General features: G+C 72.4%; 15 protein-coding genes. 8 read left to right on the top strand and 7 right to left on the bottom strand.

The window, feature by feature from the left end:
* Positions 1 to 36 precede the first annotated feature (36 nt).
* Together ACZ52J_RS10010 and ACZ52J_RS10005 are read left to right on the top strand one after the other, a co-directional pair.
* Complete coding sequence (locus ACZ52J_RS10010) at positions 37 to 654, top strand: TetR/AcrR family transcriptional regulator (protein WP_465617300.1); 618 nt, start codon at positions 37 to 39, stop codon at positions 652 to 654.
* 103 nt (positions 655 to 757) lie between these two features.
* Positions 758 to 2,035, top strand: coding sequence for a cytochrome P450 (locus tag ACZ52J_RS10005; protein WP_465617298.1), 1,278 nt, complete (start codon positions 758 to 760; stop codon positions 2,033 to 2,035).
* 93 nt (positions 2,036 to 2,128) lie between these two features.
* Here the strand turns inward: ACZ52J_RS10005 and ACZ52J_RS10000 are convergent, their stop codons facing one another.
* Positions 2,129 to 3,289, bottom strand: coding sequence for a Dyp-type peroxidase (locus tag ACZ52J_RS10000; protein WP_465617296.1), 1,161 nt, complete (start codon positions 3,287 to 3,289; stop codon positions 2,129 to 2,131).
* A gap of 94 nt (positions 3,290 to 3,383) precedes the next feature.
* Between ACZ52J_RS10000 and ACZ52J_RS09995 the strand changes: the two genes are divergently transcribed.
* Complete coding sequence (locus ACZ52J_RS09995; protein ID WP_465617294.1) at positions 3,384 to 4,781, top strand: right-handed parallel beta-helix repeat-containing protein; 1,398 nt, start codon at positions 3,384 to 3,386, stop codon at positions 4,779 to 4,781.
* A 239-nt stretch (positions 4,782 to 5,020) separates the two neighbouring features.
* Positions 5,021 to 6,364 carry an MFS transporter gene (locus ACZ52J_RS09990; RefSeq protein ID WP_465617292.1) on the top strand — a complete coding sequence of 448 codons (1,344 nt, stop codon included), beginning with the start codon at positions 5,021 to 5,023 and terminating at the stop codon, positions 6,362 to 6,364.
* Positions 6,365 to 6,433: 69 nt separating this feature from the next.
* Here ACZ52J_RS09990 and ACZ52J_RS09985 read toward each other — a convergent pair whose 3' ends face one another.
* Positions 6,434 to 8,425, bottom strand: a complete 1,992-nt coding sequence (locus ACZ52J_RS09985; protein WP_465617290.1) for a heavy metal translocating P-type ATPase — start codon at positions 8,423 to 8,425, stop codon at positions 6,434 to 6,436.
* Between the two features lie 97 nt (positions 8,426 to 8,522).
* Here ACZ52J_RS09985 and ACZ52J_RS09980 point away from each other — a divergent pair, with 97 nt between their 5' ends.
* Entirely contained in the window at positions 8,523 to 8,888 is a 366-nt protein-coding gene (locus tag ACZ52J_RS09980) for an ArsR/SmtB family transcription factor (RefSeq protein ID WP_465617288.1), read from the top strand.
* 244 nt (positions 8,889 to 9,132) lie between these two features.
* Here ACZ52J_RS09980 and ACZ52J_RS09975 read toward each other — a convergent pair whose 3' ends face one another.
* Both ACZ52J_RS09975 and ACZ52J_RS09970 read right to left on the bottom strand, forming a co-directional pair.
* Entirely contained in the window at positions 9,133 to 9,393 is a 261-nt protein-coding gene (locus ACZ52J_RS09975; protein ID WP_465617286.1) for a hypothetical protein, read from the bottom strand.
* Positions 9,390 to 9,758 carry an ATP-binding protein gene (locus ACZ52J_RS09970; protein WP_465617284.1) on the bottom strand — a complete coding sequence of 123 codons (369 nt, stop codon included), beginning with the start codon at positions 9,756 to 9,758 and terminating at the stop codon, positions 9,390 to 9,392. The genes ACZ52J_RS09975 and ACZ52J_RS09970 overlap by 4 nt, the downstream gene beginning before the upstream one ends.
* A 127-nt stretch (positions 9,759 to 9,885) precedes the next feature.
* On the opposite strand from ACZ52J_RS09970, the gene ACZ52J_RS09965 reads away from it, so the two are divergent.
* From ACZ52J_RS09965 to ACZ52J_RS09955, 3 genes are all read left to right on the top strand, one after another.
* Entirely contained in the window at positions 9,886 to 10,734 is an 849-nt protein-coding gene (locus ACZ52J_RS09965; RefSeq protein WP_465617282.1) for a helix-turn-helix domain-containing protein, read from the top strand.
* Positions 10,731 to 10,958 carry a DUF397 domain-containing protein gene (locus ACZ52J_RS09960; protein WP_465617280.1) on the top strand — a complete coding sequence of 76 codons (228 nt, stop codon included), beginning with the start codon at positions 10,731 to 10,733 and terminating at the stop codon, positions 10,956 to 10,958. Before ACZ52J_RS09965 ends, ACZ52J_RS09960 begins: the two co-directional genes overlap by 4 nt.
* A gap of 183 nt (positions 10,959 to 11,141) precedes the next feature.
* Positions 11,142 to 11,915 carry a class I SAM-dependent methyltransferase gene (locus ACZ52J_RS09955; protein ID WP_465617278.1) on the top strand — a complete coding sequence of 258 codons (774 nt, stop codon included), beginning with the start codon at positions 11,142 to 11,144 and terminating at the stop codon, positions 11,913 to 11,915.
* Between the two features lie 39 nt (positions 11,916 to 11,954).
* On the opposite strand, the gene ACZ52J_RS09950 is transcribed toward ACZ52J_RS09955, so the two are convergent.
* The 3 genes from ACZ52J_RS09950 to ACZ52J_RS09940 all read right to left on the bottom strand — a co-directional run bounded on the left by ACZ52J_RS09950 (position 11,955) and on the right by ACZ52J_RS09940 (position 15,985).
* Positions 11,955 to 12,749, bottom strand: coding sequence for an NAD-dependent epimerase/dehydratase family protein (locus ACZ52J_RS09950; RefSeq protein WP_465617431.1), 795 nt, complete (start codon positions 12,747 to 12,749; stop codon positions 11,955 to 11,957).
* 215 nt (positions 12,750 to 12,964) lie between these two features.
* Positions 12,965 to 15,352, bottom strand: coding sequence for a LamG domain-containing protein (locus ACZ52J_RS09945; RefSeq protein WP_465617276.1), 2,388 nt, complete (start codon positions 15,350 to 15,352; stop codon positions 12,965 to 12,967).
* A gap of 48 nt (positions 15,353 to 15,400) precedes the next feature.
* A complete protein-coding gene (locus ACZ52J_RS09940) occupies positions 15,401 to 15,985 on the bottom strand; it encodes a hypothetical protein (RefSeq protein WP_465617274.1) in 585 nt (194 codons plus the stop codon).
* Between the last annotated feature and the right edge of the window lie 106 nt (positions 15,986 to 16,091).

Genomic DNA, 16,091 nt, shown 5'->3' with positions numbered 1-16,091 from the left:
CCCACAAGTAGACACGTGTCAAGTACCCTGGCGCGCATGTCAGTCCACGAACGGCGCCGCCGGCTCGCCCCCGCCGAGCGACGCGCCCAGCTGCTCTCCGTCGGCGCCCGGCTCTTCGCCGCCCGCCCGTACGAGGAGGTGCTGATGGAGGAGGTCGCCGAGCAGGCCGGGGTCTCGCGCGCCCTGCTCTACCGTCACTTCCCGAGCAAGCACGACCTGTTCGCGGAGGTCTACCGGCAGGCCGCCGACGAGTTGCTCGCCCGGTCCCGGTTCGACCCCGCCGACAGCCTGATCGAGCAGCTGGTCGAGGGCATGGACGCCCACCTGGACTACTTCATCGCCAACCGGCACGCCGTGCTCGCCGCCAACCGCGTCCTGGCCGGCGACCAGGTGATCCAGACGATCATCACCGAGGAGCTCGACGCCCTGCGCGGCCGCCTGCTCGGCGTCCTCCCGCTCGCGGACGAGACGGCGCGGCCGGCCGTGTCGCAGATCCTGCGCAGCTGGCTGGTGTTCGTCCGGGTGCTGGTCATCGACTGGTTGACCGAGGAGAGCTGCACCCGCGACGAGCTGCGCGACGCCTGCATCGGCGCCGTCCTGGGCGCCCTCCGGCCGTTCCTGCCCGCCGGTCCGGCGCCCGACCGGGGGTGGTGACGCATACCATCGGTCCGTAACGGGAAAAACCGCAGAAAGCATCCAACTACGGCCGAAAATATGACAGTTGGATGTGAAGGTCGCACCCACCCCGAAGGGACCCATGGACTCCGCCGCCGACACCCGGACCGCCCTCCCCCCGCTCCACCGGCTCGCCGTCTCCCCCGTCCGACCACCCCACCCGACCACCCTCCCCGACGGCACCCCCGCCTGGCTGGTCACCCGCTACCACGACGTCCGGCAGGTCCTCGGCGACCCCCGGCTCACCCGGTCCGACCTGCACGACGTCGGCACCGCGGGCGCCACCGCCGACGTGGCGGCCAACCCGGCGTCCCTGTTCAACCAGGACGGCCCCGCCCACCGGCGCCTGCGCGGCACCGTCCAGCGCGCCTTCACCCCGCGCGCCATCGCCGGCTGGCAGCCCTGGGTCGCGGCCGCCGTCCAGCAGTCCGTGGACGCGCTGGTCGCCGCCGGACCGCCCGCCGACCTGGTCGCCGCATTCACCCGGCCGGTGCCCTTCGCCGTCACCACCCGGCTGATGGGACTCGACGGCGACGGCCCGGACAGCCTGGACGAGGACCGGCTGCACCGCTGGACGCTTGCACTGCTCGCCCAGGGGGACGGCGGTGAGGCCTCCGGCGACGACGGAGCCGAGAACGGAACCAAGGCCGGGGGCGGGGCCGATACCGGAACCGAAGCCCGGACCGAGGCCGCGGCGCACGCCGAAGCCCTCGCCGAATACGGCGCGTTCACCACGGAGTTGATCGAGCGCCGCCGCCGCGATCCCGGCGACGACCTGGTCAGCCGGCTCGTCCAGGCCGCCGACCACGACGGCGGCATCCCCGAGGAGTCACTCGTCCACCTGGTCGCCGGGCTCACCGCGAGCGGCAACGAGAGCGTCGCCGGCGCCCTCGGCAACGCCCTCGTCTACCTCCTCGGCGAACGCGCCGACCACTGGCCCCGCCTCGCCGACCCGGACACCGCCGAACGCACCGCCGAACGCCTGCTCCACTTCATCCCGCTCGGCGACGACGAGGCCACCATCCGCCGCGCCACCGCCCCGATCGAGCTTGGCGGCGCCACCATCCCGGCCGACGCCGTCGTCGCCATCAGCCTCGGCAGTGCCAACCGGGACCCCGACGTCTACCCCGAGGGCCTCGACGCCGACCTCGACCTCCCCCTCGCCGCTCCCACCCTCGCCTTCAGCGCCGGCCCCCACTACTGCATCGGCGCCTGGCGCGTCCGGCTCGAAATGCGCGAGTCCCTCCACCGCCTGGCCGCCGCCCTGCCCCGCCTCCGCCTCACCACCCCGGTCGCGGACATCGCCTGGCAGCTCGGCAGCACCACCCGGAGCCCGGCCCGCATCCCCGTCGACTGGTGATCAGCGGGCCGTGTCGCTGGTGCCCAGCGGACCGTGCCGCTGATGCCCAGCGAGCCGTGCCAACTGCTGATCAGCGGGCCGTGCCGGGAGGGTTCACCCGAACAACCCCTCCCCCAGCACGCCGCCCTCCGTCACCCCCGGCAGCACGTACACCACCGCCGACGCCGTGTGCTCCAGGAACGGGTTGAGCGCGTCCCGCGCCGCCAGCCGGTTCTGCACCCGGGTGAACTGCGCCGGGTCCCGCACGAAGGCGCAGAACAGCAGGCCCCGGTCGCCCGGTCCGTCGTCGTAGCTGTAGCCGCGCCGCAGCATCCGGGCGCCGCCGTCCAGTCGGGGGCTGGAGAGCCGGACGTGGGCGGTGGCCGGGATGACGTACGAGCCGTCGGGGTTCTTCGCGTAGATGTCCGGCTCGTCGTGCTCGGCCGTGCCGGTGAGCGGGGCGCCGTCGCCTTCCCGGCGTCCCATCGCGAGGTTCCGGCGGTCCTCGGGGAGGGCGGTGAAGGCGGCGGTGTCCATCCGGATCCGCCGGTAGACCAGGGCCGTCCCGTGCTGGTGCGGGCCCGGCGGGCCCCAGACCCACTGCCGGGCGGCGTCCTCGTCGGGGTTCGCCGTGCCGTCCTTGAAGCCGAACAGGTTCCTCGGCGTGGTGCCCGCGGCCGTCCGGGGCAGGAAGCCGGACTGTGTCCACCGCACGGCGGCGCCCGCCGCCGCGGCCGCCGCGCCGACCTGTTCGGCGACGACGGACAGCGGCCACCGGTCCGCCGCGCACAGCTGGACCAGTAGGTCGCCGCCGCCCCGCGCCGGGTCGAGCCGGTCCCCCGGGAAGGCGGGCAGCTCCGCGAGGACCGGCGCCGGAACGTTCAGCCCCAGCCGGGAGGCGAGCCCCGGCCCGACCCCCAGCAGGCTGCTGAGCCGGGCCGGTTCGCCGCCGCGCAGGCGCGCGTCCGCCGACGTGCCGCCGACGGCTTCGGCGAGCACCCGGGTCAACTCTCCGAGCAGGCCCCGCAGGGCGGTCCGGCCGTCCGAGGTCACAGCGGGCGCCAGGTCGAAGGCGAGCAGCTGGGTGGCCGGCTGCTGCGGGGCCGTCACCCCGGACTGCCGCTCGCCGTGGAAGGGGACGGACGGCTCGGGCGGCGGCGCCGCGGCCCGTCCGCCGTCGCCCCCGCGGGCCAGCGCCGTGACCCCGGCGCCGACGCCCGCACCGACCCCGGCGGCCAGCACCGCCCCGCCCGCGAGCAGGGCCCTGCGGTCCACGCCGCTTGGGACAGTTCGGACAGTTCGTGGCCGGTTCTGCGCCTTTCCGTTTTCGGCATGCATGGGCGACATTGGAGACGATAGAACACGCCTTATGCAACTTTTGACCACACGTCAATTTCGCTCGGCCACAACGTCCACCGAAACGCCCGCTACAACGCCCGCCACAACACCCCCACGGGGAACCGCGCTCCGCCACCTCCTCCCCGCCCTGCTCACCGCCGCCGCGCTCGCCGTCTCCGGCTGCTCGTCCACCGGTTCGACCTCGTCCGATGCACAACACCCGGAAGGCACGGTCGTTCGCGTCCCGCAGAACTTCCCGACCATCCAGCAGGCCGTGGACGTGGCCCGCGAGGGCGACACCGTCCTGGTCGAGCCGGGCACCTACCGCGAGAGCGTCCGGATCACCAAGCCCCGGATCGTGCTGCGCGGCACCGACCGCAACACCGTGGTCCTCGACGGCGGCGTGCGGCTCGTCAACGGCGTCACCGTCACCGGCCCGGGTTCGGTGGTCGAGAACCTGACCGTCCACGGCTACCTGGCCAACGGCGTCCTGTTCACCGGCGTCACCGACGAGAAACTGCAGCAGCGCGGCGCCGGCGGCTCCGCCTACGACCCCCTGGACACCGCCCGATTCCCCGTCGTCCAGGGCTTCCGCGCGACCCGCGTCACCGCCTACAACAACGGCCTGTACGGGATCTACGCCTTCGACGCGCGCGGCGGCGTCATCGAGGACTCGTACGCCTCCGGGCAGGCCGACTCCGGCATCTACGTCGGCCAGTGCAAGCCCTGCGACACCCTGGTGCGCGGCAACACCGTCGAGCGCAACGCCGTCGGCATCGAACTCACCAACGCCTCCGACGGGTTGAGCATCCTCGGCAACCGGGTCACCGGCAACCGCGTCGGCGTCACCGTCAACTCCAACGACCTCGAAGCCCTCGCCCCGCAGCACGGCGCGGTCATCGCGGGCAACGCCGTCACCGACAACAACTCCGCCGACACCCCCGAACAGGCCGACGGCGGCTACGGCATCGGGATCGGCATCGGCGGCGGTACGGCGAACCAGGTGCAGCGCAACCTCGTCCAGGGCAACCGCGCCGTCGGCATCGTCATCACCGACCCGCCCGGCCACCCGGCGAGCGGCAACCGCGTCGAAGGCAACCGCGCCACCGGCAACGGCACCGACCTCACCATGGCCTCCGTCGACCCGGGCAACTGCTTCACCGGCAACCAGCCCGCCGTGCAGAGCCCGGAGAACCTGGAGGCCGTGGCCGGCTGCGGAGTCCAGGGTCGCGGCCCGGTACCCGCCGGCCGCACCACCCCGGTCCAGGCGCCGCCCGGCATCCCGTTCAGCCAGGTCCCGGCCCCGCCCGCCCAGCCGTCACTGCCCGACCCGGCCGCCCCCGGCCGCCCCGCGACCGACCTCCCGGGCACCGTCGACCCCGCCGCCTACCCGCTCCCGGACACCGCCGACGCCGTCCCGAAGCACTGACCACCCCCACCCGCACCACCCACCGGGCGGGCCCGCCGCCACCCACACACCCCGGGCCCGCCCCGACAGCCCGCCGCTCTCGGCCGGCCGGGAACGCCGTCAAGAGTTCGCAAACCGGCAGGACAGTCCGGACAGCTCGGGACGACCCCGACTTCCTTGCCGACACGGGCAGTTCGGGACACCACGGGCAGTTCGGAATCCGCCCGAAAGACCCTCCGCGGACATGACATACTGCGTCGGTGACCGCAGCAGACCTGGCCGAGAAGCCACCCAAAAGCCGTCCGCAACTGGGCCGGAAGTTCACCCTGCTGTGGTCCGCCTCGGCGATCTCCTCGGTCGGCGACGGCATGCGGGACTCGGCCCTGCCGCTGCTGGCGGTGGCGGTCTCCGACTCGCCCAGCGCGGTCTCGGTGGTCTCCGTCGCCGCGTCGCTGCCCTTCCTGCTGATGTCGCTGTACGGCGGCGTACTCGCCGACCGGGCCGACCGGCGACGGCTGATGTGGACGATCGACGCCCTGCGCGCCGTCGTCGTCCTGGGCTTCGCCTGCTGGGTCTTCCTCGCCACCCCGCCGCTGGTCGCGCTCGCCGCACTGGCCTTCCTGCTCGGCTGCGGCGAGACGGTCTTCTCCAACGCCGCCACCTCGGCCGTCCCGGAGCTGGTCCGCCCCGACCAGCTGGACACCGCCAACGGCCGGATGCAGGCCAACATGCTCGTCGGCGGGAACCTGATCGGCCCGCTGCTCGGCTCGGTGCTGTTCGCCGTGGCCGCCGGCTTCCCCTTCACGGTGGACGGCGTCTCCTTCGCGCTCGCCGCCGTCCTGGTCGCCGCGACCGGCCGCTCCACCGCCGCCCGCGCCAAGGCCGGCCGCCCGGTGCTCACCGAGATCCGCGAGGGCGTCAGCTGGCTGTTCCGCCACCGCGAGGTGCGGATGCTCGCCGTGCTCTCCACCCTCGGCGCGCTGACCTGCTTCATGGGCACCACCATGATGGTGCTGATGGTCACCAAGGTCGTGAAGGCCCCCGCCGCCTCCTACGGCATCGTCCTCGCGGCCGGCGCGATCGGCGGCACCGCCGCGAGCACCCTGGCCGGCCGGCTCAGCAGCCTGCTCAGCCGGGGCACCCGGATCGCCCTCTCCTTCCTGCTGATGGGCGTCTCGCTGATCCTGATGGCGTTCAGCACCTCGGTGTTCGAGATCGCGGCGCTGTACGGCGTGATCGGCTTCGGCATCGTGACCTGGAACATCCAGGCGCTCTCGCTGCGCCAGCAGGCCATCCCGAAGGAGCTGCTCGGCCGGGTCAACAGCTGCTACATGCTGCTGAGCCGACTCGGCATCATGGGCGGCGCCGCGCTCAGCGGGTGGATCGCCTCCGTCACCAGCATCCGGACCCCGCTCGTCACGGGCGGCACCCTGCTGCTCGTCCTCCTGGTCGCCGTGCTCTTCCTGCTGCCCCGGATGACCGCGATGGAGGCCGCTCAGGCCCAGGCCCCCGAGCCGGAGGCCGCCGCCGCTCCCGCCACCACCTCCGCTCCTTCCACCACCTCCGCCCCTGCCGAAAACGAGGCCAAGGACGAGGTCAAGTAGCCCTCGCCCGGGGGAGGCGGCTCCTCCCCCGGGCGAGGTACGGCAGCCGGGCCTGGGCCTGGCCGGGCCTCAGCTTCCGTCCTCGGCAGAGGCCTTGGCCCACGCGGCCTCGCGCAGCAGCCGCAGCCCGTTGAGGCCGACGATGACGGTGGAGCCTTCGTGGCCGAGCACGCCGAGCGGCAGCGGCAGGGTGGCGACCAGGTCCCAGACCACCAGGGTCGAGATGAACACCGAGGCGATCACCAGGTTCTGCACCACCAGGCCCCGCGCCCGCCGGGAGAGCGCCACCACAGCCGGGACGGTGGCGAGTTCGTCGCGGACGACGACCGCGTCGGCGGTCTCCAGGGCCAGGTCGGAGCCGGCCCGTCCCATGGCGACGCCGGTGTGCGCGGCGGCCAGCGCGGGCGCGTCGTTGACGCCGTCGCCGACCACCAGCACCTTGCGCCCGGCCGCTTCCTGTTCCCGTACGGCGGCGACCTTCTCCCTCGGCAGCAGCCCGGCCCGGACCTCGTCGATGCCGACCTCGGCGGCGACCCGGGCGGCGGCGCGCGGGTTGTCGCCGGTGAGCAGCACCGGCGTGCGGCCGGTGAGCCGGGTCAGCGCGGTGACGGTGGCGGCGGCGTCGGGGCGCAGCCGGTCGGCGAGTCCGAGCAGGCCGACCGGGATGCCGTCGACCTCGACCAGGGCGGCGGTACGGCCGGCTTCCTCCAGTTCGGCGGCGAGTTCGGCGGCTTCGGTGGAGGCGGTGTCGGTCCGGTCGTTGATCAGCCGCGCCGGCGCGCCGACCGCGACGACCCGCCCGCCGACGGTGGCGGTGACGCCGGCCCCGGGGACGGCGGCGAAGTCCTCGGCGGGCGCCGGGGTGAGTCCTCGGGCGCGGGCGGCGTCGACGACGGCGCGGCCGAGCGGGTGTTCGCTGGCGTGTTCGGCGGCGGCCGCGAGTGCGAGCAGGTCGTCGTCGGAGAGGCCGGATCCGCTCAGCGGGTGGATGTCACTGATCCGGGGTGTGCCTTCGGTCAGGGTGCCGGTCTTGTCCAGGGCGGCGGCGTCGGTCTGTCCGAGGCGTTCCATCACCACAGCGGACTTCACCAGTACGCCGTGCCGTCCGGCGTTGGCGATGGCGGAGAGCAGTGGTGGCATGGTGGCCAGGACGACGGCGCACGGCGAGGCGACGATCATGAAGGTCATCGCCCGCAGCAGTGAGCCGGTGAAGGCCGCGCCGAGGGCGAGGGGCACGGCGAAGACGGCGAGGGTGGCGATCACCATGCCGATCGAGTAGTGCTGCTCGACCTTTTCGATGAACAGCTGGGTCGGCGCCTTGGTCTCGGAGGCCTCTTCGACCATCGCGACGATCCGGGCGATCACCGAGTCCGAAGCGTCCCGGTCGACCGTGACGCGCAGCGCGCCGGTGCCGTTGAGGGTACCGGCGAACACCTCGTCGCCGATCTGCTTGGCAACGGGAAGTGGTTCGCCGGTGATGGTGGCCTGGTCGACGTCGCTCGCGCCGTCGAGCACCCGCCCGTCGGCGCCGATCCGCTCTCCCGGCCGGACCAGGACGGTGTCGCCGACGGCCAGTTCCCCGGTCGGCAGGGTCTCCTCCCGGCCGTCGGGCAGCAGCCGGGTGGCGGTGGCCGGGGCGAGGTCGAGCAGCCCGCGCACGGAGTCGGCGGTACGGGCGGTGGCGAGCGCTTCCAGGGCGCCGGAGGTGGCGAAGATGACGATCAGCAGCGCGCCGTCCATGACCTCGCCGACGGCGGCGGCGCCGAGCGCGGCGACGATCATCAGCAGGTCGACGTCGAGGGTCTTCTCGCGCAGCGCCTGCAGGCCCGCCCAGGCGGGCTCCCAGCCGCCGGTGGCGTACGCGAGCGCGGCCGGCGGGCCCCAGGCCCAGGCGGGGGCGCCGGTCAGCTGGAGCGGCAGGGCGATCAGGAAGAGCGCCGTCGCGGTGGCGGCCCAGCGGGCTTCGGGCAGCGAGAGCACCCGGGTGCGCCGCCGGGGTGCGGGGTCCGGGCGCCGGGCGGCCGGGGGTGCGGGGCGCTCGGTCAGGGTGGAGGAGGGCATGGCGGGGAGGACCTTCGGGGCAGGGCGAGCCAAGGACTCATCCACCATACATGAACATATGAACGCTCCTTCATGGATGAGTTGTAGTATTGGCCGCATGGGTCATGGAGCCGCCCCCGCCACCGCCGTCCAGCACACACGCCTGGACGCCGTCAGCGCTGCCCGGGTGGCCACCACCCTCCAGGCCCTGGCCACCCCCTCCCGCCTGCTGATCCTCTCCCGCCTCCGCGAGGGCCCCTGCGCCGCCACCGAACTCGCCACCGAGGTCGGCCTCGAACAGTCCGCCTGCTCCCACCAACTGCGGCTGCTGCGCAACCTCGGCCTCGTCGTCGGGCAGCGCCAGGGCCGCTCGGTGGTCTACGCGCTGTACGACAACCACGTCGCGGCACTCCTCGACCAGGCCGTCTACCACATCGAGCACCTGCGGCTCGGGCTCAGCGACGCACCGGACACCACGGAGTAGCGCACGAACGAGTAACACCCGAACGAGTAACGAGTAGCGCGCGAACGAGTAACACCCCAAGAGACGACCGCTACGCGATGGCAGGGCCATGCTTCGGCCGCCCGGCGGGCCCGGCCGGGCGGCTGGAGTCGGGCTGTGGGTCAGGCCACCGATCGGCGCTCGCGGTCGGGGCGGTGGGGCATCCCCCGGGCGGCCACCGCGCCGAGCGCGACGACCGCGATGGCGAGGAACGCCGCGAGGCCGATCAGGAGTCGCACGGGGCCTCGGCCTTCCCGTGCTCCCGAAGGAGGGCGAGCAGGTTCAGGACAGTGCCGGCCGGGGCGTTGCCGAAGCGGACGAGCACGCGGCCGTCCACGACGCTGTCCGTGGTGGCGGACGGCCAGAGCAGGCCGAACTTCCGGCCGCGCTCCTGGAGTTCGGCGATCAGGTAGGCGACCTCCGGTTCGGTGCAGGTCCGCATCAGCGGGTCGGCCGGCTCGATCGGGCGGCCATCGGCGGCGGTCACGCGGCGGCGTCCAGCTCGAACCAGCAGGACTTCCCGGACTTCCGGGGCCCGGTGCCGAAGCGGTGGGTGAGGAAGCGGACGAGGTGCAGCCCCCGGCCGGAGACGGCGTAGGGGTCCGAGTCGTCCCGCTGGATCGGGAGGACGGGGCTCGCGTCGCTGACGGAGACCCGGAGGACCCGGTCGAGCACCACGATCACGACGAGCGGCGACGGACTGCCGCCGTGCCGCCAGGCATTGACGAACAGTTCGAGCAACGCGAGCTCCGCGTCGGCGCCCAGGTCGGACTGCCACCCGGTGCGCGCCGTCGCCTCGCGCAACTCCTCGCGCGCGGCCGACCAGTCAGGGGGAAGTTCGAGGGAGAACACGAAGAGACCTCCACTCGCATATATACAAATCGAACCTGAATTCGGCGGCCCAGGCTGCCAGTTGTTGGTAGCGCTGGTGCCGTTCACACAGGCAGACTGGTCAACTGACAGCTCAGGAGGGGACAACATGGCAGTCTCGACCGTTCGGCGGCGGAGGCTCGGCGGCATGCTGCGGAAGCTTCGCGAGGAACGGAAGCTCACCGCAGAGGTGGTCGCAGAGGCCACCGGGATGAGCCAGCCCAAGCTCACTCGGATCGAGACAGCTCACACTGCGGCCAAGATCGAGGACGTCAACAAACTCCTCGACTACTACGGATGTGACGACGAGGACTTCCGGGCCGGACTGATCGCCATCACCAAGGACGGGAGCAAGCGAGGTTGGTGGCTGAGCTACCGAGACGTCCTTCACGCGACCGCAACGGATCTGATCCTGCTGGAGTCCGACGCCTCGACGCTGAGGACATACGAGCCGGCGTTCATCCCCGGACTGTTCCAGACTCCCGAGTACGCCCGCATCGTCATCGACCGGCTTCGAACCGAGTCCAGCGGCACGGTCGAGGACATGGTTCAGGTCCGGATGGCGCGGCAGTCGATCCTCACCCGGCCGAATCCCGTCCAGGTCTGGGCCGTCATTCATGAAGCCGCACTCCGGACGAATGCCAACTGGCCCGACATCATGTCCGGCCAGCTGGACAAGCTGATCTCGTTGAGCCGCCTGTCCAATGTCAACATCCAGGTCATGCCGGCAGGAGCAGCAGTCCATCCCGGCATGGCCGGTGCGTTCGCCCTGCTCGGGTTTCCCCAACGTGCGGACCTGGACGTCGTCCTCGTCGAAGCTCTGATCAGCAGCCTTTGGGTTGAGGAACCAGCCGACGTCGAGCTCTACCGAGCGAAGTTTCAGGAGATCACGGCCGAGGCCCTGTCAGTCGACTCATCGCTCGACTTCATCACCGCACAGAGGGACGAGATCAAGTGACTCACCACCACCCCGACGCCTCTACCACCGGGTTCGCCTTCAAGAAGTCGAGCTACAGCGGGGGTAACGACAACTGCGTCGAAATCGCCATCCCGAACGAATCGACCACGTGCATCCGTGACTCGAAGGACCCGAGTGGCCCCGCCCTGTCCTTCGACCGCGCCGCCCACTCCGCCTTCGTCAACGCCGTCGCCACCGGGGAGTTCGACTTCGGGCTCCTCTGAGCAGTCCCGCTGAGCGGTGCCTCGCCCGGGTCGGGCGAGGCACCGCCTTCTCATGGCGTTCTGAGGTCGGGTCAGCAGAACTGGACCCTTGCGTCGTACGTCGCACCGGTACGCTGGGCTGCCCCGGTCGCGTCAGTCATTGACAGTCAGGTCAGTCACCTCAGTGACGTCAGAGGAGTTGCGATGGATGAACGGCTGCTCCACAGCTCGTCGTTCGGCGCGGCGGCGGGCGCCTACGCCGAGCACCGCCCGGACTACGCGCAGGCCGCCGTGCGCTGGGCGCTCGAACCGGCGCCCGGGCCGCGGGTGCTCGACCTCGGTGCCGGGACGGGCAAGCTGACCGGCACGCTGCTCGCGATGGGCGTCGACGTCGTCGCGGTCGAGCCCGACCCGGCGATGCTGGCCGAGCTGCGCCGAGGCCTCCCGGCCGTGCGCGCGCTGCCGGGCAGCGCCGAGGCGATCCCGCTCCCGGACGGGTCCGTCGACGCCGTGGTGTCCGGCAACGCCATGCACTGGTTCGACATGGACCTCGCGGGCCCGGAGATCGCCAGGGTCCTCTCCCCCGGCGGGGTCCTGGCCGGGCTGTGGAACGTCTTCGACGACGGGGTCGACTGGGTGGCCGGGCTCGCGCGGGTCAGCGGCAGCGCGGCCGTCGGCCCGCGCGACGTGCCCGCCGGCTGGCGTGCCGAGACGGCCGGCCTGCACCATCCCACGGCGGGTGGGGACGCCCGGTTCGACTCGCCGGAGCAGGCCGAGTTCCCGCACGGGCAGCGCCGGACCGCCGACTCCCTCGTCGCGACCCTCGGGACGAAGGCGGGCATGCTGGTCATGCCGGAACGGGAACGGGAGGCCGCGCTGGCCCGGACCCGCGCCTACCTCGCGAGCCGACCGGAAACCGGCGACGGCGAGTTCACCCTGCCCATGCTGACCGGCGTGCTGCGCGTCCGGCGGATGTGACGCCCGATCCTCGGGGCGCCTCGGGCGAATTCTCGGGAATCAGCGCCCGGCCTGCGTGAATCCGCCACCGAGGTAGCGGAACTCCGGGTCGTCTGCGGGCAGCTCACCGAGCTTCGCGATCAGCTCGGCGGCGAACACCTCGGCGTCGTCGAGCGGTTGGTAGCCGAGCGCCCGGGCCGACGCGAGGTCCCACCAGGCCCGGGTGTTGGCGGAGATGCCGTAGGCCACGGTGTGGCCGGCCACCGGCCCGGTGAGCGCGGCGTGCACCAGCCGGGCGCAGTCGCCGGGGCTGAGCCAGGTGGCGAGCATCCGGACACTGCGGGGCTCGGCGGTGAAGGAACCGATCCGCAGCGAGACCGTCTCCATCCCGTGCCGGTCGGCGTACAGCGAGGCGAGGTTCTCGCCGAAGCACTTGGAGAGCCCGTAGTAGGTGTCGGGCCGCTGCGGGGTGTCCACCGGCACGGTGCCGCCGTCGGCGGGCCGCTCGGTGAAACCCACCGCGTGGTTGCTGCCGGCGTTGACGATCCGCCGCACGCCCGCCGCCCGGGCGGCGTCGTAGAGCCGGTACGTGCCCTCGATGTTGGCGGCGAGGATGTCGGCGAACGGCGCCTCCCCCGGGATCCCGGCCAGGTGGACGACGGCATCGACGCCGTCCATCGCCGAGGCCAGCGCCGCGGAATCCCGCAGGTCGGCGATGATCGCCTCGGGTTCACCGGGCACCGGGGCGCGGTCGAAGCAGCGCAGCCGGTAGCCGTAGGCGGGCAGGAGCTCCCGCAGGCAGGTCCCGATACGGCCGGCGGCACCGGTCAGCAGCACCTCGCGCGGCTGGTCCACCCTCTGTTGCGCGTCCATGGTTCCTCACAGACTCTTCGAACTGACGCTCGGATTTCAGCGAGGTGCGACGATACCTGATGGAACGACAGAGGTCCTTGCAGTAAATGGAGTCCGTGCCAACACGGCGGAGTCAGGTACGGCGCTGCGAAGGGCGCCTGGCGCTGGTGGAACGGCCGGGGCCGCCCTTTGCACTGCGCGTGCGGGCACGCGCTGCGTCAGTAGTGGAAGCGGAGCCGGATCACCAGGCAGTCCCCCGGCAGGGTCTCCAGGTAGTCGTCCGCGAACCGGTGGTAGTCACCGGACCGGCCGAGTTTCCGACCCCAGTCCTCGACGGTGCCGTCGATCCACTGACCGTCCAGGAGCAGCAGGTAGTTCGTCGGGATGACCCGTTCCGTCTCACGGCGGACGAACTCCGCCAGGTCGCCCCGGAAGTGGTGGAGCGGGTCGGTCAGGCGCGGGAAGAGGCCGCAGACCTCGGGCGAGTCGTTGGCCGCCCTGATCAGCGGCTGCTCGTAGTAGTCGGCGCGGGCGCGGGCGACGGGGTAGCCGACGAGGTCCTGGCGGGCGCGTTCAGCGAAGACCTCGAACGGCACGGCGGGCGGGAACCCCGCGGCGAACGTCTGCCATGCCCGCCCGCGTTCGGCGGCGCGCGCGGCCACGGGGGCCCGGGCGGCGCCGTTGCACGGCTCACCGGCGTTGTTGCCGAACACCGGGACGGTGTAGACGGACTTGGTCTCCGACTTGCCGGCGCTCCAGTTCGGCAGACGGTTGTAGGTGAACGAGCCGCTGTTCAGCGCGGTCGACCAGGTCGACGCGGAGGACAGCGGGGTCGCCTTGTAGTCGCCGCTCGGCCCGGAGCTGCCGGTCGTGGCGGCCAGCACCATCGCCCCCGGAGCCGACGCGAGCCGCATCGACCCGGCCGGGGCGCTGGTCAGGGCGTCCGCGGCCACCGTCTGGCGCTCGACGTCGTTGCCGCCCGGCAGCGAGGTCTGGACCCGGCACTCGGGCCGCTTGGGCGTGGTCAGCGCGCACTCGGGCAGGCGCACCAGCTTCAGCCGCGAGCCGAAGCCGGAGCCGGCCGCCTGGGCGAAGGACGAGTAGTCGACGGCCAGGCCGCTGTTCTCGTCGGCGCCGGAGACGGTCAGCAGCACGCCGTGGATCCCGGCCTTGGTGGCGGCGTCCTGGCCGAGCAGCTCGACCTTCGCCTTGCCCACCGAGCCGGCGGAGGAGACCGCGACCGGCAGCGTGCCGGCCTTGACCGCCTTGCCCTTCTCGCCGGGGACGTCGACGGTGGCACTGCCCGCTCCGGGCGGTTCGCCGTGCTTGCCGTCGACCTTGCTGACGGTCGTGTCGGCCTTGCGCCCCTTGACCTTGGCGTCCGAGCCCTTGACCGGCTTCTCCGGCCGAACTGCACGCCGCCGCCCGCCTCGTAGGGCTGCGGAACACCCGGAGGCCCAGGAGATGTGCGAGGTGCAGGTCTTGTCGCCGTCCGCGCAGCGCTGGTTCTCCGGCTGACCGTTGACGTACAGCACCAGCCGGTCCGCGAAGGCGTCGTAACTGACCGCCAGGTGCGTCCAGTTCTCCAGGACGGAGGAGGCCGGGGTGTGAGTGGTCAGGGTGCGCACCGCGCCGTTGGCGTCGGAGTCGCGCACCTCGGCCTGCCACTGGCCGGTCGGCTGCCCGTTGGCGTCGTTGCCCAAGGCGTGCCAGCGCAGGGTGACCGCGCTGTTGTTGGAGCCGGCCACCGACAGGACCGTCATGTCCCGGGTGGGGATGCCCGCGGTGTTCGCCCAGCCGGCCAGGGTGAAGCTCCGGCCGGTGTGCAGCGGGACGGCGCCGGTGGCGGCGTAGCCGGTGGAGCCGTCGAGCAGTAGGGTGCCCGGGTTGGGCAGCACGCCGCCGTCGGCCTTGATCGAGGCGCCGCCGCCGAGCTGGGCACCGGCCTTGGCCGGGCCCTCGTCCGGAGTGGTGGCCGGGGTGCCGGTGGCCGCGTTGAGCTTCCAGCGGCCGGCCAGCTGCGGGCGCTGCTGCACCATCGCGGTGGCCTCCGGGCTGGTGACGACCCGGTCGTAGAGCCGCACGTCGTCGATGTCGCCGCCGAAGAACTCGGCGTTGACGCCCTCGCGGTTGACCGCCCCGATCTGCAGCGGGCCGGGGTTGGCCCACGGCGCGTTCTGGGTGTAGTCGGACTCGCCGACCAGGTAGCCGTTGATGTACAGGCGCAGCTTCTTGGCGGCGGTGTCGGACACGCCCAGCAGGTGGGTCCACTCGCCGGTGGTGCCGGCGAAGCACGGCACGCCGTTCACCTGGGTGTTCGGGGTGCAGTCGGCCTGCCAGGTGCGCACCAGGGTGTCGGCGGAGGCGTCCTCCTTGTAGCGGCCGAAGATCCAGCGCTTCCAGTAGGGCGAGTAGTACAGCGAGAACTCGTTGTTGTGCTGGCCGATCTGGGTGACCGCCATCTTGGGGTTGGTGTCACCGGCGGTGGGCGCGGGCAGCTTGACCCAGGCGGAGACGGAGAAGTCCCGGCTGCCGTCCACCTGCGGGCGGGTGCCCCGCAGGTAGTCGTCCACGCCGTCCAGGTGGGTCCACTGGTTGAGCGCCACCGGGGTGTCCGAGTAGGCCGGTTCCAGCGTGTAGACGGCGTTGGTGTCCTAGCTGGAGGTCCACATGGCCCACTTGCCGCCCATCAGGCCGAGGGCGAAGCGAGCAGCGAAGTTGCCGTTCTCACTGACCGCGACCCGGTTACGGGTGGTGTCGGCGAGGTTGACCCAGGCGGACACGGCGAAGCCCCGGGTGGTGTCCAGCACGTTGCCCTGGGTCTCGGCGTAGCCGTTGGGGGTTCCGTCCAGGGCGAGGGCCTCGCCGAGGTGACCGGGTGCGCCCGGGGTGGCGCCGGAGTCGGGGGTGGCCTCGAAGCCGCCGCCGGCGCCGGAGACGCTGGTGCCGCTCGCGTCGTCCATCGCCCAACCGATGCGCTGGGTCTGCCCGGAGAGCACGCTGAAGTAGTACGTCTCGGACTGCGAGGCGTTGCCCGCGCCGTCGATCGCCTTGGCGGAGAACATGTGCACTCCGGCGGTCTGCGGCTGGACGCGCACGGTCTGCGCGGCGCCGCCGCTGGTCGCCACGTCGGTCGGCACCGAGCCGTCGAGGGCCCACTGGTACCTGACCACGTCGGTGGCGGCCGACTTCAGGGTGAACAGGCCGTTCTTGCCGACGCCGTCGGTCCACGGCAGCATCGCGGTGGCGTCCTTGGAGCCCGGGTAGGCGTCCGAGGTGATCGCCGGGCCGCCGACTTCGGGTATGTGGACGAAGTTTGGAGCGGATTTTAATGGAAATTTAAAA

This window comes from Kitasatospora sp. NPDC034035 (assembly GCF_055575755.1).
Note: the sequence above shows the minus strand (reverse complement) of the source record. Positions and strands in the feature narration are given on the sequence as shown.